General features: G+C 36.7%; 18 protein-coding genes and 3 pseudogenes. 13 read left to right on the plus strand and 8 right to left on the minus strand.

Annotated elements, in window-relative coordinates; all coding sequences use genetic code 11:
- Positions 1 to 145: 145 nt before the first annotated feature.
- From FC57_RS11450 to FC57_RS00385, 6 genes and pseudogenes are all read left to right on the plus strand, one after another.
- Positions 146 to 1042 (plus strand): annotated as a pseudogene (locus tag FC57_RS11450) (ABC transporter).
- Between the two features lie 103 nt (positions 1043 to 1145).
- Positions 1146 to 2150: a hypothetical protein gene (locus tag FC57_RS00365; protein ID WP_007126505.1), complete on the plus strand. Its 1005-nt coding sequence runs from the start codon at positions 1146 to 1148 to the stop codon at positions 2148 to 2150.
- Between the two features lie 164 nt (positions 2151 to 2314).
- Positions 2315 to 3731, plus strand: a pseudogene (locus tag FC57_RS00370) (DHA2 family efflux MFS transporter permease subunit).
- 283 nt (positions 3732 to 4014) lie between these two features.
- Complete coding sequence (locus FC57_RS00375) at positions 4015 to 4635, plus strand: IS607 family transposase (protein WP_007126502.1); 621 nt, start codon at positions 4015 to 4017, stop codon at positions 4633 to 4635.
- Positions 4622 to 5950, plus strand: a complete 1329-nt coding sequence (locus tag FC57_RS00380) for an RNA-guided endonuclease InsQ/TnpB family protein (protein ID WP_007126501.1) — start codon at positions 4622 to 4624, stop codon at positions 5948 to 5950. Before FC57_RS00375 ends, FC57_RS00380 begins: the two co-directional genes overlap by 14 nt.
- Positions 5951 to 6177: 227 nt before the next feature.
- A complete protein-coding gene (locus FC57_RS00385; protein WP_007126500.1) occupies positions 6178 to 7773 on the plus strand; it encodes an SLAP domain-containing protein in 1596 nt (531 codons plus the stop codon).
- Positions 7774 to 7876: 103 nt separating this feature from the next.
- Here the strand turns inward: FC57_RS00385 and FC57_RS00390 are convergent, their stop codons facing one another.
- From FC57_RS00390 to FC57_RS00405, 4 genes and pseudogenes are all read right to left on the minus strand, one after another.
- Positions 7877 to 8989, minus strand: coding sequence for an ABC transporter ATP-binding protein (locus FC57_RS00390; protein ID WP_007126499.1), 1113 nt, complete (start codon positions 8987 to 8989; stop codon positions 7877 to 7879).
- Between the two features lie 20 nt (positions 8990 to 9009).
- The gene (locus tag FC57_RS11180) at positions 9010 to 9339 is read right to left on the minus strand and encodes a GH36 C-terminal domain-containing protein (protein WP_262361608.1); all 330 of its coding nucleotides are present in this window, start codon (positions 9337 to 9339) and stop codon (positions 9010 to 9012) included.
- Positions 9340 to 11301: pseudogene (locus FC57_RS11185) on the minus strand (alpha-galactosidase); the annotation flags it as partial.
- A complete protein-coding gene (locus FC57_RS00405) occupies positions 11228 to 12172 on the minus strand; it encodes an acetylxylan esterase (protein WP_007126496.1) in 945 nt (314 codons plus the stop codon). The pseudogene FC57_RS11185 and the gene FC57_RS00405, both read right to left, overlap by 74 nt.
- Before the next feature lie 243 nt (positions 12173 to 12415).
- Between FC57_RS00405 and FC57_RS00410 the strand changes: the two genes are divergently transcribed.
- The 5 genes from FC57_RS00410 (at position 12416) to FC57_RS00430 (ending at position 17625) form a co-directional block, all read left to right on the plus strand.
- A complete protein-coding gene (locus tag FC57_RS00410; protein WP_007126495.1) occupies positions 12416 to 13717 on the plus strand; it encodes an ABC transporter substrate-binding protein in 1302 nt (433 codons plus the stop codon).
- A gap of 62 nt (positions 13718 to 13779) precedes the next feature.
- A complete protein-coding gene (locus FC57_RS00415; protein WP_007126494.1) occupies positions 13780 to 14670 on the plus strand; it encodes a carbohydrate ABC transporter permease in 891 nt (296 codons plus the stop codon).
- Between the two features lie 3 nt (positions 14671 to 14673).
- A complete protein-coding gene (locus FC57_RS00420) occupies positions 14674 to 15579 on the plus strand; it encodes a carbohydrate ABC transporter permease (RefSeq protein WP_007126493.1) in 906 nt (301 codons plus the stop codon).
- Between the two features lie 151 nt (positions 15580 to 15730).
- Complete coding sequence (locus FC57_RS00425) at positions 15731 to 16204, plus strand: hypothetical protein (RefSeq protein ID WP_148449500.1); 474 nt, start codon at positions 15731 to 15733, stop codon at positions 16202 to 16204.
- Between the two features lie 32 nt (positions 16205 to 16236).
- Positions 16237 to 17625, plus strand: coding sequence for a glycoside hydrolase family 1 protein (locus FC57_RS00430; RefSeq protein ID WP_007126491.1), 1389 nt, complete (start codon positions 16237 to 16239; stop codon positions 17623 to 17625).
- Between the two features lie 83 nt (positions 17626 to 17708).
- Here the strand turns inward: FC57_RS00430 and FC57_RS00435 are convergent, their stop codons facing one another.
- From FC57_RS00435 to FC57_RS00450, 4 genes are all read right to left on the minus strand, one after another.
- Complete coding sequence (locus FC57_RS00435; RefSeq protein ID WP_007126490.1) at positions 17709 to 18737, minus strand: LacI family DNA-binding transcriptional regulator; 1029 nt, start codon at positions 18735 to 18737, stop codon at positions 17709 to 17711.
- Positions 18738 to 18883: 146 nt separating this feature from the next.
- Positions 18884 to 19876 (minus strand): UDP-glucose 4-epimerase GalE, encoded by a 993-nt coding sequence (galE, locus tag FC57_RS00440; RefSeq protein WP_007126489.1) that lies wholly within the window; start codon positions 19874 to 19876, stop codon positions 18884 to 18886.
- A 99-nt stretch (positions 19877 to 19975) separates the two neighbouring features.
- Entirely contained in the window at positions 19976 to 20929 is a 954-nt protein-coding gene (locus FC57_RS00445) for a beta-galactosidase small subunit (protein ID WP_007126488.1), read from the minus strand.
- A complete protein-coding gene (locus FC57_RS00450; protein ID WP_007126487.1) occupies positions 20913 to 22796 on the minus strand; it encodes a glycoside hydrolase family 2 TIM barrel-domain containing protein in 1884 nt (627 codons plus the stop codon). The genes FC57_RS00445 and FC57_RS00450 overlap by 17 nt, the downstream gene beginning before the upstream one ends.
- A 223-nt stretch (positions 22797 to 23019) precedes the next feature.
- Between FC57_RS00450 and FC57_RS00455 the strand changes: the two genes are divergently transcribed.
- Together FC57_RS00455 and FC57_RS00460 are read left to right on the plus strand one after the other, a co-directional pair.
- On the plus strand, positions 23020 to 24027 hold the full coding sequence (locus FC57_RS00455) for a LacI family DNA-binding transcriptional regulator (RefSeq protein WP_007126486.1): 1008 nt from the start codon (positions 23020 to 23022) through the stop codon (positions 24025 to 24027).
- Between the two features lie 189 nt (positions 24028 to 24216).
- A complete protein-coding gene (locus tag FC57_RS00460; RefSeq protein ID WP_040529770.1) occupies positions 24217 to 26136 on the plus strand; it encodes a sugar MFS transporter in 1920 nt (639 codons plus the stop codon).
- Positions 26137 to 26139: the final 3 nt, after the last annotated feature.

The following is a 26139-nucleotide window of genomic DNA, read 5'->3' on the forward strand; positions in this document are numbered from 1 at the left end:
TGATATTAAAACTTTAATAAATCTAAAAGAATTCGCACTGCAAAAGAGTAAGAATTGCTATATAATAATAAAAAATACTAGTGATAGTATCCCTAAGAGACTTTTAGGGATATTTTTATGTTGTATCGTAAGCTGGAGCATTTGAATGAGTAGAAAATTATTAGCAATAATCTTTGTATCAGTTGCGGCATTAGGTTTAAGTGCTTGCAATCAAAAGTCTTATCTCAAACACAATAGAATAAGTAATGCTCAGAGCCAAATGTCTCAAAAACTAGCTATTAATAAACTCTCGGATTCTGAAAAGGCAAGTGCAATTACTATTTATGCAGCTATGAGATATAAAAAAGCATGGCAAAATGTTTATCATCGTGCTATTAGCAATAGATTACTTGTAGCGACAAAAAATCAAACTGGTTTTAAAAATGTTAAAGGTAAGCAATATATCTATCAAGTTAGCGGTAATAGTAAAGAATCAACAACTTTTTATACGATAGATGATTAAAGAGTTGATTTTTATAATGATAAAAAGCTTGGGAGTGCAAATTTAGATGAGATTATTTCTTATTTAAATAAGAAAGATAAAAGTACAGCTGTCAAAAAATTAGCAGTTAATACTACTGTAGGGGCTTCGATTACTTCTGATAAATATGGCGTTAAGGGTGATAATGGATTAGCAAATGTTCCTAAGAAACTACAAGGCACTTGGTATACCCGGAAAGGCAAAAAGTTAGTCATTACAGCTCATACAATCGATGGTGAAGAAATTCATAAAATAGCTGATTCAGGTATTGCAGCAGAAAGATTTGATCAGACTGATAAATGGGCAAGAGCAAGAATAGAAAATATTAATGGAATAGACTGCTACCACGTTCAGAGTTTGAATGCTCAGAATTTTGGCTTGCTATATTCTGTTCAAAAGAAGGGAAAAGACATTGCTGTAGTCACTTATAGTGTAGATACAGGTGATTATATAAACTCTTATTGGAAATCAGTTGAATTAGCTAAGGTTTATGAAGATGCCGATTTTGCTAGTTTGAAGTAATTTGTAAATTTCCTATAATTTAGCTATAAAAATTTGGCTTAGATACTTTTTTATAATATTATTATGAAAAAGAGATAGTATTTTAAAGAAAAGGGGAATCCTTTTGAAACGTAAATTAACTGTACTTATTGCTGTTTCTGCCGCTTTGACCTTAGCAGGATGTAGTCAAAGCACGCAGGGAGGAACTAAGTCACAACAATCACAATCTAAAACTAGTCAAGTTTCAAAGAAGAGTTCAAGTGCTAAACCTTCTGCAAAGACTAGTTCTCAAAAAGATACAACTAAACTTTCCGCAAATGACATGGACTATAAGACTACAGCTAGTGCAATTGCTGTCTATGCTGCTCAAAAATATGGAGATACCTGGGAGATTGCTGTTAATGCGGCTAAGCAAAACAATTTAAGTGTTGCTTTCAGAAGTAAGGCAGATACAGATATTTCTTCAGACAATAGTGGTTACGTTTATGAAGTTAGCGGTACGGGCAAGAGTAGTAATGCTCGCTACATGCTAGGTGGCGGAGATGGTGCTGATAAGCAAGTCACCATTTTCGTAAAACAACGTGATCTTGGAACTGTTAGCTTAGGTAATATTGTTAGCTACTTAAATAGTAAGAATGCTGGCGATACTGTTAAAAGCTTGGCCAAGAATACGCAGTTGAACGTTAAATTAGCTGGAGATGAAGATGAGCGCAAGACCTCACCAGTTCAACACACCAATTCAGCTAGTGTAATTCCGTCAACTCTTCAAGGTACTTGGTATACTGCTGATACTGGTAATGGCAATATTGATACTTTAACTGTAACGGATAACAAGATTAATGATGAAGCTGGCTTTAGCATGGATGTTAAGAAGAAAGGCTCTAGTTCTTCCGGTACTAATTCCGGCTATATGAAGCAAGCTACTATTAATGGTATTAATTTCTACAGTTTTACTAATATGGGACAAGAACCTGGTCAGGGCAGCACATACTTAGCACCACATACCGAAAATGGTCAAAGCGTAATCGTTTCTGCGAATTCAAATGGTCGTACTAATGCTGTTTACTGGAAGAGTAAGGCATTAGCTAAACAAAATTCTAATAAACAATTTAGTGATTTGAAATATTAAAATTGAATTTGATTAAGTAAAAAAGGTGTCAATTTTCGATGCCTTTTTTTCATGCAATTCACCTTTTCTGTCAATGAATTCGTTTACATAAAACTTTTACTTACGAAGAAAAAATATTTTTGGTAAAGTAATCAACGTTGTATGAAAAGGGGGATATTTAATTAATGGAAAAAACTCAAGTTGGAATGAAAGCTCGTGTTGACGTTAAACGTCCATGGCTTGCCATTTTCCCATTAATGTTAGGATCATTTGTAGGGATGTTTAGTGAAACTTCACTGAATATTGCCTTACCACAATTGATGAAGGCTCTTCAAGTTGGTCAGTCTTCAATTCAATGGCTGGTTACTGGTTATATGTTGGTAATCGGGATAGTCCTGCCACTTTCAAGTTTATTGACCAAGTGGTTTACGACCAAAAAATTAGTTTTATTTGGCTTAGCTGCCTTTATTATTGGTTCACTTATTTCTGGATTTGGCGTAAGTTTTCCAATGGTATTAATAGGTAGAATGATTCAGGGTATAGGTACTGGAATTATTTTACCTTTAATGTTCACTATTGCGATGCTGATTTTCCCACCTAATAAGTTGGGTACCGTAAATGGTGTTCTTGCCTTAGTTATCATGTTTGCACCAGCGATTGGGCCAACCTTGACTGGTTTGATTTTAGCTGCAGGTACTTGGCGTGACATCTTCTTTACTTTTGTTGTATTTCTAGTAATCGCGTTTGTAGTTGGTCTATTCAGCTTAGCCAATGTTAGTCAAATCACCAAGCCAAAGATTGATTTTATCTCAATTATTTTATCTGTCTTTGCTTTCTCAGGACTAATTGCTGGGGCCAGTTTTGCTAGTGAAATGGGCTGGCTCTCAGTACCAGTCTTGGCGTGCTTGATTGTAGGTGTCATCGCTTTAGTATTCTACGTTAAACGTCAACTTAAGCTTAATGTACCTGTTTTGAACATGCGTGTTTTCAGACACCACAACTTTACTTTAGGCGCAATTTTAGTCATGGTCGACTTTGGCATCATTCTATCAGCAATGTACCTCTTGCCACAGTACTTGCAAAATGGTTTGCTGGTAGCTGTTGCCTTAACCGGTATTATTATGTTGCCAGGTGGGATTATCAATGCCATTACTTCCGCATTAGCAGGGAGAATGTATGATAGTTTTGGTTCTAAGTGGCCTGCCAGAATCGGTTTTGCCGTTGCCTTCATTGGTGCCTTAATGCTTAGTTTGGTAACTACTCATAGTGCTATCTGGTATGTCATCTTAGCCCATATCATTTTGATGATTGGTGCACCACTTGCTATGTCACCTTCACAAACTTCAGCTTTGAACTCTCTTAAGGGACTGGAATCAGCCGATGGTTCTGCAATTTTAAATACCATGCAACAGATTGTAGGTGCCTTGGCTACGGCTCTTGCTACTAGTTTCTTAACAAATGGGAAGAAATGCAATTAGCGGTTCTGAAGCTTTAAGATTTACCAATGGTGTTCATTATGGAATGTACTTCACCATTGCTTTAACAGTTATTGGATTTATTGTTGCCTTATTTGTTAAAGATGATGGTAAGTATACTGATTAATTAACTTAAAAGATAAAAATAAATGTCCATAATATACGTCATGACGATTTACTGTGACGTGTTTTATGGACATTTTTTGCTTATTTAGTTCTAGAGTTTTCCTTGAGATAGTTCGAATAATTAAATTATTAGTATCAAGATAAGTATAATAAAGATATAGTCACAAATAATTAATTAAATTAGCTCATCAATATGCTTTTGATAGCCTATTGATGAGCTTTTTTGTTTTAATTAATTATATTATGACTACATATGATATAATAATATTAAAGGAGGTGAGCAGATGAAAGCTGGAGAAGTTATGAAATTGCTTCAGATTAGTCGCTCGACTTTGAAGAGGTATCGTGAAAAAGGCATCTTGAAGGCTGAACCTAAAGAAACCGGTCAATATGATTTTGACGATGATTCGGTTTGGCTGCTAAAAAACAAAAATATGCCACGACAGACCGTTCTTTATGGCCGGGTTTCTACCTACAAGCAGAAAACGGATTTAGCCGATCAAATGAAAGAACTAAAGGAATATGCGCAAGCTAAAGGCTATCAGGTAAGCAATTCTTACAGCGACATTGCTAGCGGTATTTCTTTTGAAAACCGCAAAAGCTTTTTTAAAATGCTGGATTTGATTCTTGCTGGCAAGGTCAAGCGAGTAGTGATAACCCATCGGGATCGTTTAAGCCGGGTCGGCTTTGAGCTGTTTGAGTATTTATTTAAGAACTACCACACAGAAATTGAAATTATTTCTGATGAAATGAATCCTAAAACGGACGAACAAGAATTGTTTGAAGAGATAATCAGTCTGCTTCACTGTTTTTCGATGCGAGAATATTCGCATCGGCGAGCTGAACGCAAATTAATTGAAGCAACGCTTAACCGGAAAGGAGGCACGAAGATTGAAAAGCAATAAATCTATTCCTAGAAATGCCTTTCAGTATGAATATCTAGCCAGCGAGTATTTTATTGCAGCCAGTCCGTTGCTGGATCAATGCAGCCATAAAGCACATGATCTGTACAATCGAGCTTTGTATGACTTGCGCCAGGGCTTTTTTAAGAGAAAATACGTTAAAGGCTATAGTCAACTAGATCGGCTCTTCAAAGAAAGATATGCTAAAAAAGAATCCCTGCTTTACCATGACCTGCTTTATGTGCAATCCGCTCAACAGACTTTAAAAGAAGTCAATACCGTCTGGTCGGCATGGCTCAAGGCCCTAAAAGCATATCAAAAGAATCCGGCAAAGTTTACTGGCCGTCCTCGGATTCCTAAATATTTACGCCAAAAGCAAAGGCATATTTTCTTTGTGACCAATCAGAATGCCAGGCTTAAAGGCAATTATCTGATCATTCCTAAGTTGCAGGTGAAAGTAAAGCTTGACCCTAAAATTAAAAAAATACAGCGAGTAGCCTTTAAACCGACTTATGGCGGTTATCGTCTGATCGTGCAGTACAAAACGAATAAAGAAATCAGCTATTTGCCAGACAACGGCAGATATATAGGGATCGATCCTGGAGTCGATAATGCCTTTGCTTGTGCTGGCAATACCGGAGCCTGTCCTTTATTAATCAATGGGCGCAGCCTCAAATCAGTTAATCAGTACTACAATAAGGAGCGCTCTCGATTGAAAAGCTTGCAGGCCAAATATCATCAGCTAGAAAGCACCGTTCAGACAAAGCAAGGAGCTAAGCCGGTTTATCAAGAAACCAAGGCCATGCAGCGATTGACTGCCTGGCGCAATGCCAAGATTAGGCAATTCGCCCACAAAGCATCCAAGCGTATCGTAGACTATGCGCTAAGCTGTGAAGCTAATACGATTGTCATTGGCAATAATAAATCTTGGAAACGCTCGTCTGACATGGGTAAAAGAAGCAATCAGAATTTTATCGGCATTCCGCACAAAACGATGCTTGACCTGATTCAGTATAAAGCCAACCTGCAAGGGATCACGGTTATCAGAACCAACGAAGCCTACACTAGTCAAACCAGTGCTTTGGACCACGAAAAGCCTTGTGGGGAGAATGGCAACCGGAGTCGCCAAAAGCAAGGCAAAACCCCGATCAATCGGCGTATTCATCGTGGCCTGTTTAAAGCAAATGATGGCCGCTTGATAAATGCGGATGTCAATGGGGCTTTGCAAATCATTAAAAAAGCATTCTCTAAGTTTTCATTTGATAAAGGGATAGCGGGCGTAGTGTTGCGTCCTGTTAAATGGACTCCTCTCATTTGAGAAGTCGCTTAACAAAGAAAATAGTTGGTTTGTGAGTAATCTGCTGGTTGAAATGGATAGAAAGTTGTCCTTCCAGTTTCGCTTGGTTCTAACTAGGCGGAGTGTTAAAAAGGTTTTCCGTGAATATTGGCAGAAGAAAGCAGGCATTCTTGGCTCAAAGATAGTCAAATGCACTTATTTGACCTAATTGAGTCAATATTTTCTAACATAGATTACGAGGTGCGAAAATGAAAATTAATAAGAAGATTATCTTAATTTCTGCAGCAACGTTAATGACTCTTAGCCCTGTAGCTGTAATTAGCAATAATCAATCGTTAACTGTCCAAGCTGCTAAAAAGACAAGCAAGAAGACGATTACTACCGATCCGGTAGACTATACCGACCGCTATGATGGTCATGGCAAACTGCTTAATAGTCTAATTAAACCTAATACTACTTTGCCACGGTTAAGTGGACTGCTCACTATTAAAGGTAAAAAGTATTATCGTGTAGGCAAAAATGTCTACATTAGATCCAACGCAGTGGCCAAACTGGATAATAAGAATACTTTAATGCTGGATTATAACTCTTATGTTTATAACAATAAAGGTAAGCGGGTTAGAGTATCAACTTTAAAGAAGAATACACCAGTACGTTTTTATGGAACTAAAACCATTAAGGGCGTGAAGTATTATCGAGTTGGCACGAATCGCTATATCAAGGCTGCCAATGTCAGAGCGGTCAATGGCAAAATTCAATATGTTGATGAAACTTATGTAACTATTAAACGAGATGGCGTAGTTAGTTATACTAAGGATGGTCAAACCAATGATACCAAGTATAAAAAAGGACAAAAGATTGAAGTAGATCAATATCTTTATACGCCTGCCAGTGGTACCGATGATTTTGCTGCTTTCAATGATGATTCTGCTGTTCCCTTTTATAGAATTAAGGGTAAGACCGATGCCTACTTATCATATCTAGATGTTACTCCCCGTAAGCCGATGAAAGTCGCCGATTATAATCTGCAGCATTATACTTATGCAGAGTACACGCAACCAGCAGATATGCCAATTTATACCATTAATGGCACTCCATCTGCTGTAGTTGTTCCGCATGCAGCAACCAATATTGAACGGCAAGTTGAAGTGGACCGCTTAATGTATATTTGGGTTCCTAGTGATCAAAAGGCAGAGCTTTTCTATCACCTTAGCAGCCAATATGTAATGACGCCGGAAGGAGAGTCTTACAGGCTTGGCGATGTTAAAAAATATGTTGGTAACGGTTTTGTTAAGCAAAGCGATGTCAAGATAACTGGTGTTAAATTAGATCCAGTAAATACTGCCCAAGAAGCTGAGCAGGATAGCAAGGTAGCTACAGCTAATGATAAAAGTGTTTTACAAGCTGAAATTGATAAGAGCACAAGCATTAAGAAGAGTGATGCTTACCGTTTGACTAAACGTGCTAATAGGGATGCCTATAATAATGAATTGAAATCAGCACAAGAAGTATTAAACTCTAAAGATTCGACTATTGCCGCAGTTAAGCTAGCTGTTTGGAGCCTAGGACAAAGAGCTAAGGGTTTGGATGGTAAAAAGGTTCTTGTCAAGGATATCAAGCACTTGACCAAGGCAGAAGCATCTAAAATTTATAGTGTAGCTTATAACACTAATGATATTCATACGCCGCAATATAATTATGTCATTTTTCTCAATTTCAGCGACCATTATCGTAAGTTGACTTTGACGACGAAACATTATAGCAAACCTATTCAGGATCCGAAGTATTTAGTTGGTACAACTACTAAGGAATTAAATATTGCTGACTATGCAACTGAAAAGTAGAAGCAAATAAGAGGCAAAAACGAGAAAGCTCAGTTTGAACTTTCTCGTTTTTTTAGGATTCATTTATTATTTTTGTTTTGATTTAAAAGGGGAAAAGTAAAATTTAGTTGTCCAGAGTCTTCGTAGTTTCTGGATCAAAGAAGTGTGCCTTGTTCATTTCAAAGCCCATTTTGACTTCAGCGCCAGGTTTAGTGAAGTCACGAGCATCAACCTTAGAAACTAAGTCAGTGTTTCCAACCTTACAATAAAGTTGAGTTTCAGCACCCAAAAGCTCAGAAACAACAACTTTTGCCTTTACTACTTGTTCTGGGAAGCTTTCAAGGAAGACTTCTTCAGTGTGAACATCCTCTGGACGGATACCAAAGACTAATTCTTTACCTTCATAACCTTTGTCTCTTAAGATCTTAAGCTTACCTTCTGGAACAGGAATTTCAAAATCATGGTGATCTTTATCAATAATTTTGCCATCTTTTAGAATTACATGGAAGAAGTTCATAGCAGGAGAGCCAATGAAGCCGGCTACGAAGATATTAGCAGGCTTGTTGTAAACTTCCATTGGCGTACCAACTTGTTGTTGAACACCATCTTTGATGACAACGATTCTATCAGCCAAAGTCATAGCTTCTGTTTGGTCGTGAGTTACATAGATAGTAGTGGTTTTCAGTTGTTGGTGCAATTTAGCAATTTCAGCACGCATGGTGACACGTAACTTCGCATCCAAGTTTGATAAAGGTTCGTCCATTAGGAAGATAGGAGCATCCCGCACAATAGCACGACCCAAAGCAACACGCTGACGTTGACCACCTGAAAGGGCAGCAGGCTTACGCTTTAAATATGGTTTTAATCCTAAAATTTCAGCGGCTCTTTGTACCTTTTTATCAATTACATCTTTTGGTGTATGACGCAGTTTCAAACCAAAGGCCATGTTGTCATATACAGTCATTTGAGGATACAAAGCATAGTTCTGGAAAACCATGGCAATATCACGGTTCTTAGGAGCAACATCGTTCATTACCTTGCCACCGATCTTTAATGTACCCTTAGTAATATCTTCCAGTCCGGCAATCATTCTCAAAGTGGTTGATTTACCACAGCCTGAAGGACCAACAAAAACGATAAATTCTTGGTCATCAATATGTAAGTTAAAGTCACTTACAGAATACTTATCGTTGCCCTTGTACATCTTGTAAACATGATCTAAATCTACTTTAACCATTTTCTATTTCTCCAATCTTATTATTCATTAATTGCTTTTAATTCAAAAATCTTAGTATCAAAGTCTGCTTTAGGTTGAGACCAATATTGATCTTCACGCCCTCTATAGTCTTCAGTTAGTGGTAAACCAATATTCATTAGTTCATCACCATAAAGTTTGCGATGACCATTGATTTCATATAATTGATCAGGATCAAGACCAGCAAGCTTTACATGATAATAACCGTGGTTAGGTTCACTTAAACCATAGAAGTAGCAAACTACTGCATGTTGCTTATCTTTAGAGTTAACTTCCCAAGCACCATGTTGCGGATTGCTTGGCTCTAGGCGATAGAAATCGCCTTTGAAAATTAAGTCATGGAAGTGATGGAATTGTTCCGTTCCCTTCTTAAGCTCTTCTTTTTCTTCTTTAGTCAACTTGGTTAAGTCAAATTCATAACCATAAGTACCGAACATTGCGATGTTAACCCGTGAATGTAATGGGGTAACGCGTCCTGTTTGGTGGTTAGGCACAATTGACACATGTGCTCCCATAACTGCAGGTGGGTATACATAAGATGTGCCAGTTTGAATCTGCCAACGTTCATAAGCATCGGTATCATCACTGGTCCAGGCTTGAGGTGCGTAGTAGAACATTGCTAAATCGTATCGACCACCACCGCCAGCACAAGATTCGAATAAAATATTCGGATACTTTTCAGTAAGCATTTGGTATAAACGGTAAACACCCATAATGTAACGGTGGAAGACTTCGCCTTGTTCTTCTTTAGGCAAATAATTTGAATAAGGTTCAGTAATATTTCTATTCATATCCCACTTAATGTAATCAGGATGAATTTGGTCAATAATTTTACTGATCTTTTTGAATAAGAAGGTTACCGCAGCTGGGTTGGCAAAGTCGACTAGATATTGGTTACGACCTTGAGAAAGATGCTTTTTATTATTTCCAAGTAGCCAACTTACATGTTCCTTATAAAGGTTAGTATCCATTGATAAAGCTTCAGGTTCAAACCATAGTCCGAATTTCATATCCAGATCATGAATCTTGTTAACTAAATGATCCAAGCCTTTAGGCAATTTCTTTTTGTCAACTTCTCAGTCACCCATAGAACCTGTATCGCTCATACGATGGCCGAACCAACCATCGTCTAAGACAAATAAGTCACAGCCGATATCTTTAGCTTCTTTGGCTAATTTGACTAATTTTTGTTCATTAAAATCATAGTAGGTGGCTTCCCAATTGTTAATGAGAACTGGACGAGCAGATTTTTGCCAACGTTTTTCAATAATATGATTTCTAATTAAGTCATGATAATTATGACTTAATCCGTTGAAGCCATGACTAGAGAAGCTTAAGACTGCTTGTGGAGTTACAAAATTGGACATTGGTTCAAGAACCCAGTCGAAGTCGGCATCACTAATACCGGTCATTACTCTGGTTACTCCGTAGGTGTTAACATCTACAGTTTCTTGGTGATTACCAGAGTACATCAAAGTCAATCCAATGACATTGCCTTTGTTTTGAGTAGTATTTTTGTCAGCTAAAGCAATAAATGGGTCATGAATATGTCCAGTTGCTCCACGAACTGAGCCGATTTCTTGAATACCGGGGCGAAGTGGAGTGCGGTTAACATGCCGTTCACGCGCCCAGGCACCATTTAAAGTGATCAAATCATAATTAGTGGTTGGCAAATCAAAGCTAGCACTTTTAGCAGCTAACAAGTCGTAGCTGTTTCTACCAGGATTAAAGAATTCAGCGTTTCTAACGATGATGTCAATATCTGGAAAAATAGTGTAGTTAAGTTTTAATTCTAGATCACTATATTGGTCTTTAAGTAAGATTACTAACGTTTCAGCGTCATCTGCATAACGTACATGAGGCATATCTTTGTAATAAGGTGCACCATTTAAGACTTGATAACTGTCAAATTGAAAATTGCTAATTTTATCACCGTCGTTGTATTTAATTTCAAAAGCAGGTTTTCTAAAATCAGTTGTGCCATAAGTTGGATATTCTTGTCTTCTATGTTCTAGGGATGCAATACCTGTTTTAGGGAATAATTGACAGCCAGAACCTGGTTCATATTCATCCAAATTATGAAGATCTTTACGTACATGAACGGCTTTGCCAAAGTAAACAGATTCTAGCTGTTTGATTTGGGGCATTACTCGCAAAATGTAGGAGATATGACCATTAGTTAAATGGAACTCCAGTTTATCTTGATTGATGTAAATTAATTTATTCAATGAAAAAACTCCTTGTTTCATCGCCCAGGTGAGGGAGATATTCATGACCGTATTCAGGTTCAACATAAAGTTGTTTCTTAGATTTGATCCTGTTATATGCGGCCATTTGTGTTTCTGGTGGAACCAGTTCATCACTGCCACCAATCTCCCATAAAACTTGGGCTTTAATATTTTCTGCTAGATATTTAATATCAATGTAATCCAAAAGATTGAAGAAATCAGTTTCGTTCTTATGAAGAGGATCACGATATTTAAACCAGTAGCTCAATTCACTAAATGCTGTATTTGGTCCATACTGATATGCCTTTCTATAATCTGATAGAAAAGGATAAGCAACTTGTACTTTATAAATTTCTGGTACAAGACCAGCACAGGCAATTGAAAGACCACCGCCTTGAGAAGCTCCTTGAGCGAAGATCTTCTTCTCATCAACGTGTTCCATTGACATAAGAATGTGAGCTGCTTGATAGGTATCAAGAAATACTCGATAGTAGTAAAGCTTTTCTGGATTCCATTCTTCGACACCGCGAATGATCAGGCCATTTAGAATATCGCCTTTAACTGGAACGTTATCTTCTGACAGACCACCTTGACCTCGGCAGTCAAGTGCTAATGAAACAAAGCCTTCAGCTGCCCAGCCAACTTTATCTTGAAAATCCCCGCTGTCGCAGTGATAACCATGGAAAAGCAATACACCGGGATGTTTTCCTTCTATATGTTTAGGTAGAACTAATTGAGCATGGACACGTGCACCACTAATTCCAATAAAGTATAGATGGTAAAAATCAGCAACATGAGAAGGAAGATCTACTTTTTTTAATTGATAGGAAGTTCCTAAAGCATCTACTGCCTTTTTTCCTTTGTTCCATACTTGATCAAAATCGGTAGGCTTAGTTCCTAAACCAATATATGATTTAAAATTGTTTACGTTTACCAAAACAAGCCTCCGTGTATGTAAACATAAGTAGTTTATTTACTTAATTTGTATTCGCTTACAAGGCTAATATATTGCTATATAAGTAGTCTTGTCAAGAAATAATTGAAATAATTCGTATGTAAACGTTTTATGTTTACAAGGATTTTGAAAATTAAAATTCAAGTGCTATATTGAAACCGTAATCAATTTGAAAGCGCTTTTAGAAGCGCGGAGAGAATATTTTTTAGAATCGAGGATTTTGATATGGAGAAGGGTAAGTTTAAAGCAGTGCTTAAATGTGCTGCTGGATTAGCAGCAATCACTGCTTTAGCTGTTGGATTAACCGGTTGTGGTAAATCCAAGAAAGAAACTATCACTTTTATCAATCAAAGAACTGACTTGAAGCAAGACGGTACTTGGGATAAATATATTAAGGAATTCCAAAAGAGTCACCCAGATATTCAAGTTAAGGTCCAAGCATTGAATGACTATGCTACAAACATGAAGACACGTATGAACTCAAGTAATTATGGTGATGTCTTTATGTTGCCAGATTCAGTCAATGCTAAAGACTATTCACACTTTGTAGAACCTCTTGGCAAGGTTAACAAATTAGATAAGAAGTATTACGGTATTACAGCTAAGCAATACAATGGTACTGTTTATGGTATTCCTTCAATGATTAATGCCAACGGTATTATTGTTAATAAAGAAGTCTTCAAGAAGGCAGGTTATAACTCAATTCCTAAGACCCCTAAGTCATTTATTGCAGCACTTAAGGCGATTAAATCCAAGGAAAAGGGCGTAACTCCTTTATACACTAACTATCACTCAGGTTTTGCTCTTAGCAACTGGGATAACCAAACAGTTGGTGTAACTGGTGATCCTAACTACTTAAACGAAATGATGAAGATGAAGAATCCATTTGCTCCAGGTAAACCAATGAACACCATTTACAATGTTCTTTACACTGCATGTAAGGATAAGCTTGTTGAAGGCGACCCAACTACTTCTGACTGGGAACAATCAAAGCAAGACATGGCTGATAACAAGATTGGTGTAATGGTCTTGGGTTCATGGGCTTTGGAACAAATCCAAGCTAAGAGTAAGGCTGCTAAGAAGAACATTGTTTACTCAGCCTTCCCAATGACTGCAAAGAACGGCAAACAATATGTTTCAATTGGTGCTGACTATTCATTAGCTGTTTCAAAGCACAGCAAGAATAAGAAAGCTGCTAAGGAATTCGTAGATTGGTTCGTAAACAAGTCAAGCTATGCAAGAGACAATGGTGCTATTCCAACTTTGAAGAGTGCTAAGTGGCCAGTAGCTATGCAATCATTGAAGAACGCCGGTGTTGGTATTTTACAAAATACTCCAGCTCCTAAAGGTGAAGAAGATTTGCTTCAAAGAGTTAATAACGATGCCGAAATCGGATTCCAAACTACTGAAGATTACAAGCAAAAGATCGTTGACGCTGGTGTAGGTAACAACAAAGAAAGTTTCGCATCTATCATGAATGAAATGAATAGAAAGTGGAACAAGGCTGTCGACAAGGACGTTAAGTAATTAATGTTTAGAAATGCTGGAATCTTCAGATAGATCCCAGCATTTTAGTTAGGAGAATTTTTATGCAGAACGCAATAGAAAAATTCAAAACGAATTATCGCCTGCAAAGAAAAATTATTGTAGTTCTCTTCACTATTGTTCCAGTTGCACTGCTTCTAGTATTCTCATATTTACCTTTGGTAAAGATGATTCAATACAGTTTTACAAATTGGGATGGAATTAGTGCTCATAGTAAATTTGTAGGTCTTCAAAACTACAAGACGGTTTTGACTAATCCACAATATATTCAAGTGTTTAAAGTAAGTTTGTACTACTTTGCCGTTGCTATTTTGCAATTAGCTGTAGCGATGCTCCTTGCCGTAGTACTTTCTTATAAAGTTAAGTTTCCTAATCTTTGGAAGGGATTGGTTTTCTTCCCATACCTAATTAATGGGGTTGCGATCGGTTTTATTTTCCTTTACTTCTACAAACAACAAGGTACTTTAGATACGATCCTTCACTTCTTTGGTTTAGATAGCTGGATTAAGTTGTGGTTAGGTAACCGTTCGACTAATAACTGGTCAATTGCCATGACTTCGCTTTGGAGATATACAGGATATAACTTCTTACTATTCTTTGGTGCAATTCAGTCAGTTGATCCAGAAATTTACGAAGCTGCGGATATGGATGGTGCCAATAAGTGGCAACAATTCAGATATATTATGTTCCCAGCCATTAGAGAAATCTTCTTGGTAAACGTAATCTTGAGTGTCAGCGGTTGTTTGAGCGCATTCGATACGCCATATATCATGACCAACGGTGCCAACGGTACTTCAACGTTCGTTATCCAAACTATCAATACGGCCTTTAAGTTTAACAAGTTGGGTTTAGCTTCTGCGATGGCGATCGTATTGTTGATTATCATCATTATCGTTACTGTTGTTCAGCGTTTAGCCACTAGAGAGAAGGACTAATTTATGAATCAGAACGAAAATAGAAGAGAGAAGGAGATCGCTGCACAAGCGATTGACGATGTACCCGTAAATAAGCACAAGCATTATACGGCTGGACAGATTTTCTGGAAGATTTTAAAATATGCCTTTCTGATTTTTGTCAGTCTGTGTACTTTGATCCCAATCGTGGTTGTAGTTTTAGGTTCATTTAAAACACAATCTGAATTCTTAAATGGTAGTGTTTTTGCATTAACGAAGTCATGGAGTTTCGTTAACTATAAGACTGCCTTTATTGATGGTGGGATGCTCGAAGGTTTTCGTAACACTGCCTTTATCTTGATCGTATCAATGGCAGGGAAGATCTTCTTTGGTGCAATGTTTGCTTATGCGGTTAACAGATTTGATTTTAAGTTAAAAAAGCCAATTATGACATTGTTCTTGCTGGCTATGCTTATTCCTGCAATTGCCAGTCAGGTTGCTACATTCCAGATCATTAATGGTATGGGTTTGTTCAACACTATCTGGTCAGTCATCCTATTGAATTTAGGTACTGATGCGATGTCAATTTACATCTTCTTGCAATATTTGCGAGAAATCCCATATTCATTGGATGAAGCTGCATTGCTTGAGGGTGCTACTTATTTCCAGATCTTTAGAAAAGTTATCATGCCATTGCTTAAGGCCCCAATTGTAACGATTATCATTATTTCAGGTGTTGGTATTTACAACGACTTCTACAACCCATTACTGTACATGCCTGATGATGATTTGAAGGTTATTTCAACTGCTCTTTATGCCTTTAAGGGTCCTTATGGAACTAACTGGCCAGTTATCTTAGCCGGTGTCATCATTGTTATGCTCCCAATTTTGATCTTGTTCTTAACTTGTCAAAAGTACATTTACAATGGTGTATCTGGTGCTGTTAAGTAATAAAAATAGAAATGAATGATTAATTGTGCGTAGCAAAGTAATAAAAGCTGTAGAATATTTCTACATGTGCGTAGTAATGTCAATTAAGTTTTGGTGGCTTATTTTAAGGAACTATATTATATGCGGTATAGCTACTGGAATTCGCGGAGCAATGGCATATTTTGCCAGCCCTAAAGAGGATCAGGATCTGCATCAGAAAGTAAATAGTGATGTACATTTTGATTTGATAAATATTCGCCTCTTGTCTGCGGCGACTACTTTGTTGATTTCCTTATGTTGGATAGCGGGATTATTAATTAGAATGGGCTCTTCCAATATGGTTTTGAGCACAGCTTTTTGGATCTTGGCTATTTGGTCAGTATTATGCTTAGCCTTTCTTACTGAACTGGGAATTAGTACAACAGTAGATAAATTCTCAGATGATAAACAATATTATTTACGTAGCGTAGCTTTATTTATTCGTTGTCCGCAATTGACTTTAACTTGTGTTGTATTATGGATAATAAATGCAATATTGTTAATTAAGCAGCCAGTTATTGGTGTTTTAGTCATGCCGGGTTTGATCATGGCAATAAGCAGTAATCTTTATAAGAAACTTGCTGATCATCAATTATTGCCTGATTAAGACGCACAATTATAGAAACAGAAGGAAAAATTATGATTAAATTTCCAGAAAATTTTGCATGGGGTGCTGCAACTTCAGGCCCTCAATCAGAAGGATGTTTCAAAAAGAAACATCAAAACGTATTCGATTATTGGTATTCAATTGATCCTAAAGCCTTTTATAATGGTGTAGGTCCAGATACTGCTTCTAACTTTTATAATGATTATAAGTCGGATTTGAAGTTAATGCGTGAAGCAGGAATTAAAAACCTGCGTACCTCAATTCAATGGTCACGTTTAATCGATGATTTTGAAGAAGCTACTGTTAATCAAGATGCAGTTGACTTTTACAATAATGTAATTGACGAAATGCTAAAAGATGGGATTACGCCATACATTAACTTATGTCACTTTGATATGCCTATTGAACTGCAAAAGAAATATGGTGGCTTTGAAAGTAAACACGTAACTGATCTTTATGCTAAATTTGCAGATAAGTGCTTTGAATTATTTGGCGATCGAGTTCACCATTGGTTTACTTTTAATGAACCAAAGGTAATTATTGATGGTGGCTACTTGTACAAATTCCATTATCCATTGAAGGTTGATGGCCCATTAGCCGTACAAGTTGCCTACAATATTAATTTGGCTTCAGCTAAAGCAATCAAAAAATTCCATGAACGTTTTACTGATGGCAAAAACAAGATTGGTATTATCTTGAACTTAACGCCTGCTTATCCAGCTTCTCAAAATAAGGATGACTTAGCAGCTGCTCATTTTGCCAACTTATGGGATGACAATATGTTCCTTGACCCAGCAATCTTAGGATATTATCCAAAGGATTTGGTTAAAATTTTGAGTGATGCTGGTGTCCTATGGGATTCCACTCCCGAAGAACTTGATTTGATTAAGCATAATACAATTGATGAATTAGGAGTTAATTTCTATCATCCAGAAAGAGTACAAGCTCCCCAAGTATCTCCGAAGAGCTTACAAGACTGGATGCCAGATATTTACTTCGATAACTATGAAATGCCAGGTCGTGTTATGAACGTAGATAAAGGCTGGGAAATCTATCCTAAGACTTTGTACGATATTGCTATTAATATTCGCGATAACTACGGCAATATTGACTGGTTTGTTTCTGAAAATGGTATGGGCGTTTCTCGTGAAGAACGTTTTATCAAAGATGGTGTCGTACAAGATGATTACCGGATTAAGTTCATTAAGGATCACTTGCGTGAACTCCATAAAGGTATTGAAGCAGGATCTAATTGCCATGGTTACTTTGTGTGGACTGGTATTGATTGCTGGTCTTGGATGAATGCCTACCGTAATCGTTATGGTTTGGTTCGTGATGATATCCATACTCAAATTAAAACAATTAAAAAATCAGGTCACTGGTATCGCAAACTAAGTGATAACAACGGCTTTGATGAATAATTTTTCACAACTTAATAAAGTTTTTTCTCTCCCTCTAGATTGAAAAAAGGGTACGTTAGAAATTATCTAACGTACCCTTTTTGTTATCTCTTAATAACTGAATCGCGTAGGTTTAATTGACTATGGCAAGTAATAGTTAGGGGGATTTTTATTTTTTCAGTAATTAAATCTTTGGCAAGTCTTACAGCTGTTTTTCCCATTTCTTCAGTGTCAATGTAGACACTGGAGAGAGTAGGAGTTAAATAGCGATTAATGTCAACATCATCGAAACTAATAATTGAAATGTCTTGCGGAATATTAATACCAGCATCTTTAAATGCTTTGTATACGCCTAGAGCCATTGGATCACTAGCTACTACTACAGCAGTAGGGAGATCTTTTAATTTAGCAATTTTGGTTGCTGCAGCTAGTGCATCTTCGGCTGACCAATTAGCATTATAAGCGTGACAGTATTGATCTAAATTATGTAATTTCATCCATGAAAGGTAGCCAGTTTCGCGCAAATCATCTTTTTCATAGGCAGGTTTACCATCTAGACCGTTAACAGTTGATTTCCCACCAATATAAGCAATATTTCGGTGTCCCATCTCATATAAAGTATCTAAGATATATGTGGTTGCTTCAATAAAGTCATTACGGACAATATTGCAACCGTAGATATTAGTGTTAACATCAAGAAAAATTACGTTGGAATTAATATTTTGAATTTGCTTGATTGCGGCTGGGGTCATTTCTCCTTCAATAATTGCACTACCGAAATTAGCTAATTCATTCCATTCCTTATTTGGATCTTCTAGTTTGAAAGGTTGTTCGATCCGTAAATGCCATTTTTTTGCTTCTTCATTAATGCCGTTGTGCATTTTAAGAAAGTAGGGATCATTAATTTCTCGCGCTTTGTTATACCGCATTATCAATGCAATGGATAGATTAGGATCCGTTTGTTTTGGTCCAACATTTCTTTTCCCTTTCTTATAATGCAGATGTTTAGCGATTTCGATTACTCGACCACGCGTATCTTCGTTAATATGGAAGGAAGGATCATTGTTTAAAATACGGGAAACACTAGCAGGTGATACGCCTGCAATTCTCGCAATATCTCTAATACTTGCCATAAAAGCCCTCCTATTTATTCTCAATTATACAACTAGTTGAGTAAGACAGTCTTTCCTAGGTTTTAGAGAATAAAAAACACTAGTTGATCAGACTAGTGTTTTTTGGATAACAGAAATATTTAAAAAGACAGGTTTAATTATTAACTTTACTTATCTTCGTAACCCTTTGGGTGACTCTTGTGCCACTTCCAAGCAGTTGCGATAACATCATCAACGTTTTCGTGCTTTGGCTTCCAGCCTAAAACAGTTCTTGCCTTAGTTGAGTCAGCAACCAATGAGTCTGGGTCACCGCCACGACGTGGTCCCATAGTGTAAGGGATGTCAATGCCAGTAACTTTCTTGGCACTTTCCAAGATTTCCAAGTTAGAGTAACCGTGAGCAGTACCTAAGTTGAAGACATCAGACTTGTTGGTCTTCATCATGTGTTTCAATGCCAAAATGTGAGCATCGATTAAGTCTTCTACTTGAACGTAGTCACGAACATTGGTACCGTCCTTAGTATTGTAGTCGTCACCAAAAATAGTGAATTTGCCATCACCAGAAAGGGCACTCTTCAAGATATTTGGAATCAAGTGAGTTTCTGGGGCATGGTCTTCACCAATCTTGCCATCGCTTGAAGCACCAGCAACATTGAAGTAACGCAATGCAGTGTACTTAATGCCATCAGCCTTGTCAGCCCAAGCCATGATCTTTTCCATCATCATCTTGGTTTCACCATATGGGTTGATTGGGTTAAGTGGAGTATCTTCGGTGATTGGCAACTTCTTAGGAATACCATAAGTAGCAGCTGAACTTGAGAATACCAAGTACTTGGTGCCTGCATCGTTCATGGCTTTAAGCAATGAAATCATGCCTGAAACGTTGTTGTCATAATACTTAAGTGGCTTCTTAACTGATTCAGGAACCAATGAGTAAGCAGCAAAGTGCATTACTGCATCAATCTTTTCGTCACGTAAAATCTTAGAAACTAAGAAGGTATCCTCGATATCACCTTGGTAGAATTTAGCCTTTGGATCAACAGCCTTTCTGTGACCAGTATATAAAGCATCAAGGACAACAACATCGTTGCCTTCTCTTACTAATTCTCTAACAGCGTGTGAACCGATATAGCCCGCACCACCGATAACTAAAACTTTCATGTATATGCTCCTTTTAATAGTTATTAGCTTTTGAAATCGATTACATTATAGCACATAATTTAGTAAAAGATTTACTAAATTTAAATAAATTATTTAGATTTAGTTGATGATGAATGAAAATTCATGATCTTGCTCTGGATCAATATGATATTGATCTTCTACATCGCTGCCCCAGCTGTCAATACCGCCGACACCACGTACTGCACCTGCAATGACTAGGACGGTTCTACGTGGAAGAGGCAATTCTTCAATATGAGTTGCATTTTCTAATTCTTCAGCAGTGTACGGTATGCAACTGAAGTTAAATGGTTGTTTATCCTGCTGAATTGTTAGATTGAATTTACCAAAGGTATCTGCATTATTCTGTGTAGTATTGCGTGTGATCGTTAGTTTATTAGTTTGCATGTGCATCCCATTTTCTTGAGGTACCAGATATTTGGTTACTGGTAATCCTTGAATATGGAAGTTGCCATGACTTGCGCCAGCCATCCGATCTGGGTAGGTTTCACCAGATAAACCTTGATAGTCAAAGCCTGTAGCCAGCGTTGGCATAATGAAACGCATACCAATTACAGGAAGTGGCGGTAAACCTTTTTTACCATAATAATGCATTGTCACATGAATGTGTCCATCATTATCAATATTATATATAATTTTTACTTCAGTTGCAGGAATAGTTAAAGTTTGATAAGTGAAAGTTATTTCAACGCTATTAGCATATTCTTGATTGCTGAATTCATTATCAATAGGAGCAATAGGTAATTTAGAGAAATCATGATTATCTACTTTTAAATGGATGTCAGTACATTTGGCAAACATGTCAGATCCCAGCCATTGAGCAGCTTTTAAATTGAAGCCACTGCCACGGTCGTTATCAGTAGTTGCACGCCAAAAAGTTGGAGTAGGGGTGCGATACAGCCATTCTTTATCTTGCACTTTTAAAGATTCTAAGCCGCCTCGTTCATAGCTGAAAATGTATTGAAAATCTTGACCATTAACACCAAGAGTGGCATCGCCGTAAATAACATGTAATTGATTATTTGTGTAAACCATAGTAATATCTCACTTCCTGCATAGCTGGCTTAGGTGTTCTGTCTGCAAACATTAATCCGTCACCAGAAAATTCATAATCAGAATGACGGTCATCAAAGTCGCCGCCATACCGCAATACATCTTGTCCACTGATTGAGTCATGAACCAGTAAAGCTTGATCAATAAAGTCCCAAATAAAGCCACCCATGTATTGAGGGTACTGATCAAGTAATTTGATGTAGGAACTCATGCCACCATCAGAGTTGCCCATATCATGCATATATTCGCATTCCATGAATGGCTTTTGAGGGCTATCTTGAAGATATTTTTCAACGTCTTTAGGAGGAAGGTACATACAGCTTTCTACGTCTGAAATTTGATCTTTTAATTCAGGACGATGAGCAACGCCTTCATAATGAACTAGTCTAGAATTATCGTGATTTTTGTAGAAATCATTCATTGCGACAATGTTACTGCCAGCATAAGATTCGTTACCCAACGACCAAAAAAGAATAGCAGTATGGTTTTTGAAAGTTTCATAATTGCTGCGAGCTCGGTCGATGACGACTTCTTTCCATTGAGGAATTGATCCAGGTACATTATCAGATGGCTCAGTTTGTCCCATTTTTTGCCAGGTACCGTGAGATTCTAGGTTATTTTCGGCCATCATATAAATACCATTTTGATCACACATGTAGTACCACGGAATTTGGTTAGGATAGTGGCAAGTTCTTACAGCATTGATATTGTTTTCTTTAAAAGTTTGAATATCTTGTTTCATATCATCAAGTGTTATGCTGCGACCACGTTTTGCATCCCATTCATGACGGTTAACCCCATTGATAATCAGTCTTTTCCCATTGAGTAAAACAACTTTGTCAGTGGTAATTTCAATTTTTCTAAAACCAAATTGATAAGGTACAAGTTCAATTAAATGCCCAGATTGGTTATGAATTTCAATAATTAGTTGATACAAGTATGGGTCATGATTATCCCATAGATGAATGTCTTTAAGCAATTTATCGCTGATAGCTATAGTAGGTTTGACAGACGTGTTTTCTTCTAAAATAGTCTTACCGTAGATATCTTCCACTGATAGATGAACTGAACCTTCCATTTTACCAGTAAAGTGCAATTTAGCATTGAATACCCCGTCTTGGTAATCATTAACCACGGTAGGCTTTAAGTCTAAATCAGTTAAGTGGGTGTCTGGAATACCCAATAATTCTACTGAACGGAAAATACCAGAAAATCTAAACATATCCTGATCTTCCAGCCATGAAGCAGTACTGTGTTTATAAACTTCAACAGCTAAAAGATTGTCTTTTTCTTTAATAAAAGGGGTAAGGTTAAATTCTGACGGGGTGAAGCTATCTTCGGCATAACCGACAAAGTTACCATTAAGATAAACAAACATTGCTCTCTCTACGCCTTCAAAGACAATATGTATTTCATGTCCTAATAGGGCTATATTCAAGTCAAAATGTTTAATATAAGAGCCAACAGTGTTGTCTTTCCCTTGACTGAAAGAGTCGGTTTCGATGCCTTTACCTAATGTATAGGCCGGTCTACGATAGATTTTTCCTTCCCATGGATAGAGGATATTGGTGTATTGATTTTGAGCATAGCCATTGAGTTCGATTTCACTTGGAACCTGAATAGAATCGAATGAAGATGAATCAAATTCTGGTTGATAAAAATCAACTGGACGACTCTGAGGATTTTTAGAGAAATTAAACCTCCATTTTCCGTTCAAGCTTTGCTTAAAGCTGCTATGGTGTTCTTGCCACTCACGATAATTTTTGAAAAAGGGATGATCGCTGTGAGCAGGTAATTGGTTAACTCTGTAAACTTCAGGGTCATCAAGCCATTTAATATTTGCTTTCATGCTAATACCTAGTTTCTATGAATAAAATATTTTGAAAACGGTTTTATTATAGCACGTAAAATAACGCATTTACCGCATTAATAAAACATTAACCTTTATTTACTTACATATTTACTCAACAAATAGCTTTGGCTACAAGTGAAAAAGTGGCAGTAGTTTATTTAAATTTAGTAAATATTTTGTATAATAAAGATAAGAATTTGTAACTAGAAAAGAAATAATTATGACAACTATTAAAGAAATTGCACTTGAATCAGGTTATTCTTCAGCTACCGTTTCTCGTCTGTTGAATAATGATCCTAATCTGTCTATCACAGCTGATACTAAGAATAAAATACTAGAAATAGCTAATCGTTTGGGTTACTGGAAAGACCATCAGGAAAAGAAGATTCGTCCTACTATCGCTTTACTTTATCGAGTAAATCATGAAGAACAATTGCAAGACGAATATTTCACTTCTTTGAAGCAGGCTTTAATTTCTACAGTTGAACATGAAGCTTTAGAAATGAAGACGTTTTATGATATCAATGATTTAATTGATAATGCTTCTTCATTCCAAGGCTTTATTGGTGTTGGTGCGGGGCCAATTGAAAACGCCAGTTTAAGAAAACTGCATGAAGTATTACCTAATGGCGTATTTGTCGATACTAATCCAGCTCCTGAATTATTTGATTCTATTAGACCAAATTTAAGCTTAACTGTTAAGAACGCAATTGATCTATTTATTAAGAATGGCTATGAGCGAATTGGTTTTATTGGCGGTTTTGGCCCTAAGCATGATCATATTCAAGAAACAGATATCCGTTCTACTACGTTTGCAGATTATATTAAGGTGCGAGGCAAAGAGAATAAATGGATGTTTGTAGATGGACCATTTAGTGTTGAAAATGGCTATAAGTTAGGGAAGAGAGTAATTGCAAAATGTAAAGGCAATTTACCGGATGCATTTTTGATTGCTTCAGATACGTTAGCAGTTGGTGTATTGCAGGCCTTCAATGAAAAAAACATCAATGTTCCTAAAGATACAGCTATTTTGAGTATTAACAACAGTAATGTGGTTAAATATGTGTCACCACCACTATCTTCATACAATATTAATCAGCAAGAGATGATTGATATGGCATTGGATATGTTGACTAACTTGATCATTAAGCCTGATAGAGCACACATGGATGTGAACATGAATACTAATTTAGTGGTTCGCAAGAGTTTCATCCCTAAGGCTGAGTAAATTATTTACTAAACAAAAATATTTTTAGTTTAAGTTTTAAGAAGAGAATGCAGATTAATTGCATTCTCTTTTTATTTGTTGTGAAGGTAAATAATTTAGTAAATCAAGATAATTACTTTACTAAAATAATTTAGAGCATATACTTAAGCATGCAAACGATTACAAAAGAGTTGTATGAGGAGAAAAAATATGCATAGACATCAAAATTCGGGAAAACAACTTATTTCCTACGCATCATTTTGTTTTGGTAACTTAGGTCATGCGGCATTTTATGGAGTGATGAGTACTTACTTTATTATTTTTATCACCAGTAGCATGTTTAGTGGGGTAAACCAAGCTGTGGCTGATCGATTAATTGGCTTGATTACCGGATTAATGGTTTTAATTAGAATAGTTGAATTGGTTATTGATCCTATATTGGGTAACATAGTTGATAATACAAAATCAAGATGGGGCAAATTTAAACCGTGGATTTTGATTGGTACGTTAGTTAGTGCCGTTTTACTTTTAGTTCTCTTTACTGGTATTTTTGGATTAGCACAAAAGAGTTGGCTCTTATTTGCTGTTTTGTTTGTGTTAATCTACATTGGCTTTGATGTGTTTTATTCATTATCCGATGTGTCATATTGGGGAATGGTTCCAGCTTTAAGTGAAGATTCACATGCACGTGGTATCTATACTGCTTTAGGGGCTTTCTCAGGAGCAATTGGTTGGAACGGTTTAACTATTATTGTTGTTCCTATTGTAACTGGTGTAACTTTTGCGGTTACTGGTAAGCATGAGGAAGGTGCACCTGGCTGGTTAGCTTTTGCTGCAGTGATTTCAATACTAGCAATTATTTGTGCGATAGCAGTCTGTGTCGGTACTAAAGAAAAGCATAATATTATCAGAAATTCTGCTAAGCAAAAAACATCAATTGGGCAAGTCTTTGGTGCAATTTTTCATAATGATCAGATCCTTTGGCCTAGCTTAGCTTATTTACTGTATTCATTGGCTAACGTAATTACCACAGGCGTGTTGTTCTACATGTATAAATTTGTAATTGGTAAGCCTGAACAATTTTGGATTGTTGGTGTAATTGCAACAATCATTGGTTTGTTTATTAGTCCATTGTTCCCAATTTTAAATAAATATATTCCAAGAAAATGGCTTTTTATAACGGGTCAAATTTGTATGGCTATCGCCTATGTTTTATTCATTGTTGGGCGTAACAACGTTTATTTGATGGATTTAGGATTAGTTTTATTTAATATCAACTTTGCTCAATTAGTAACAGTATTAACTTTAACAGATGCTATTGAATATGGTCAGCTCAAGAATGGTCAAAGAAATGAAGCTGTTGTATTAGCGGTTCGACCAATGATTGATAAATTTACTGGAGCAGTTTCAAATGCTTTAGTTGGCTATGTTGCTATCGCCGCAGGTATGACAGGAACAGCTACTGCAGCAGATATGACCAGTAAAGATATTTCTACATTTAACATGATGGCTTTATATATCCCACTGGTTTTAGCCATTACTTCTGTAGTAGTTTTTCTTACCAAAGTAACTTTAACTGAAAAGAAGCACGCACAGGTTGTCGAAGAATTGAAAGATAAATTGGCCGAAGGAAAAATTGAAAAGACGGTTTTAAATAATCAACTTCGTCCTAAAGAATTAGAAATTTTTGCACCAGCTGATGGTGAATTGATGAAGATGTCATCTGTAGTTGATGAGAATGGTAGACCATTTCCAGGACGAGGTTTTGCAATTAAACCAAGTATGGGTAGAATATATGCTCCATTTGATGGTCAAGTAAAATTCACTTTTGGTACCAAACATGCCTTTGAAATTGTTTCAGATAATGGATTACAAGTGATTGTTCACGTAGGCTTAGGTACGGTTAACTTACGTGGTGAAAGTTTTGAAACATTTTATGATGATGGTCAGAAGGTAAAGAAAGGAAATCTACTGCTTGAATTTGATCGTGATTTAGCGCTGAATAAAGGATATAAAGATACAGTAGTTGTTTTCTATTCTCAACCTCAAAGAATTATTAAAACGGATGAAGTTTTGGAAGGAACAACTGTTAAACATGGAGATAAAGTAATAAATGTACAATTTAGATAAGGA

The sequence above is a fragment of the Lactobacillus ultunensis DSM 16047 genome, assembly GCF_001436305.1.
Lineage (GTDB): Bacteria > Bacillota > Bacilli > Lactobacillales > Lactobacillaceae > Lactobacillus > Lactobacillus ultunensis.

Coding starts and splice junctions, on each gene's coding strand:
- galE (WP_007126489.1), bottom strand. CDS start 19,876: ATGAAAGTTTTAGTTATCGGTGGTGCGGGCTATATCGGTTCACACGCT.
- FC57_RS00455 (WP_007126486.1), top strand. CDS start 23,020: ATGACAACTATTAAAGAAATTGCACTTGAATCAGGTTATTCTTCAGCT.
- FC57_RS00420 (WP_007126493.1), top strand. CDS start 14,674: ATGAATCAGAACGAAAATAGAAGAGAGAAGGAGATCGCTGCACAAGCG.
- FC57_RS00390 (WP_007126499.1), bottom strand. CDS start 8,989: ATGGTTAAAGTAGATTTAGATCATGTTTACAAGATGTACAAGGGCAAC.
- FC57_RS00410 (WP_007126495.1), top strand. CDS start 12,416: ATGGAGAAGGGTAAGTTTAAAGCAGTGCTTAAATGTGCTGCTGGATTA.
- FC57_RS00445 (WP_007126488.1), bottom strand. CDS start 20,929: ATGGTTTACACAAATAATCAATTACATGTTATTTACGGCGATGCCACT.
- FC57_RS00385 (WP_007126500.1), top strand. CDS start 6,178: ATGAAAATTAATAAGAAGATTATCTTAATTTCTGCAGCAACGTTAATG.
- FC57_RS00435 (WP_007126490.1), bottom strand. CDS start 18,737: ATGGCAAGTATTAGAGATATTGCGAGAATTGCAGGCGTATCACCTGCT.
- FC57_RS00430 (WP_007126491.1), top strand. CDS start 16,237: ATGATTAAATTTCCAGAAAATTTTGCATGGGGTGCTGCAACTTCAGGC.
- FC57_RS00460 (WP_040529770.1), top strand. CDS start 24,217: ATGCATAGACATCAAAATTCGGGAAAACAACTTATTTCCTACGCATCA.
- FC57_RS00375 (WP_007126502.1), top strand. CDS start 4,015: ATGAAAGCTGGAGAAGTTATGAAATTGCTTCAGATTAGTCGCTCGACT.
- FC57_RS00450 (WP_007126487.1), bottom strand. CDS start 22,796: ATGAAAGCAAATATTAAATGGCTTGATGACCCTGAAGTTTACAGAGTT.
- FC57_RS00415 (WP_007126494.1), top strand. CDS start 13,780: ATGCAGAACGCAATAGAAAAATTCAAAACGAATTATCGCCTGCAAAGA.
- FC57_RS00425 (WP_148449500.1), top strand. CDS start 15,731: ATGGCATATTTTGCCAGCCCTAAAGAGGATCAGGATCTGCATCAGAAA.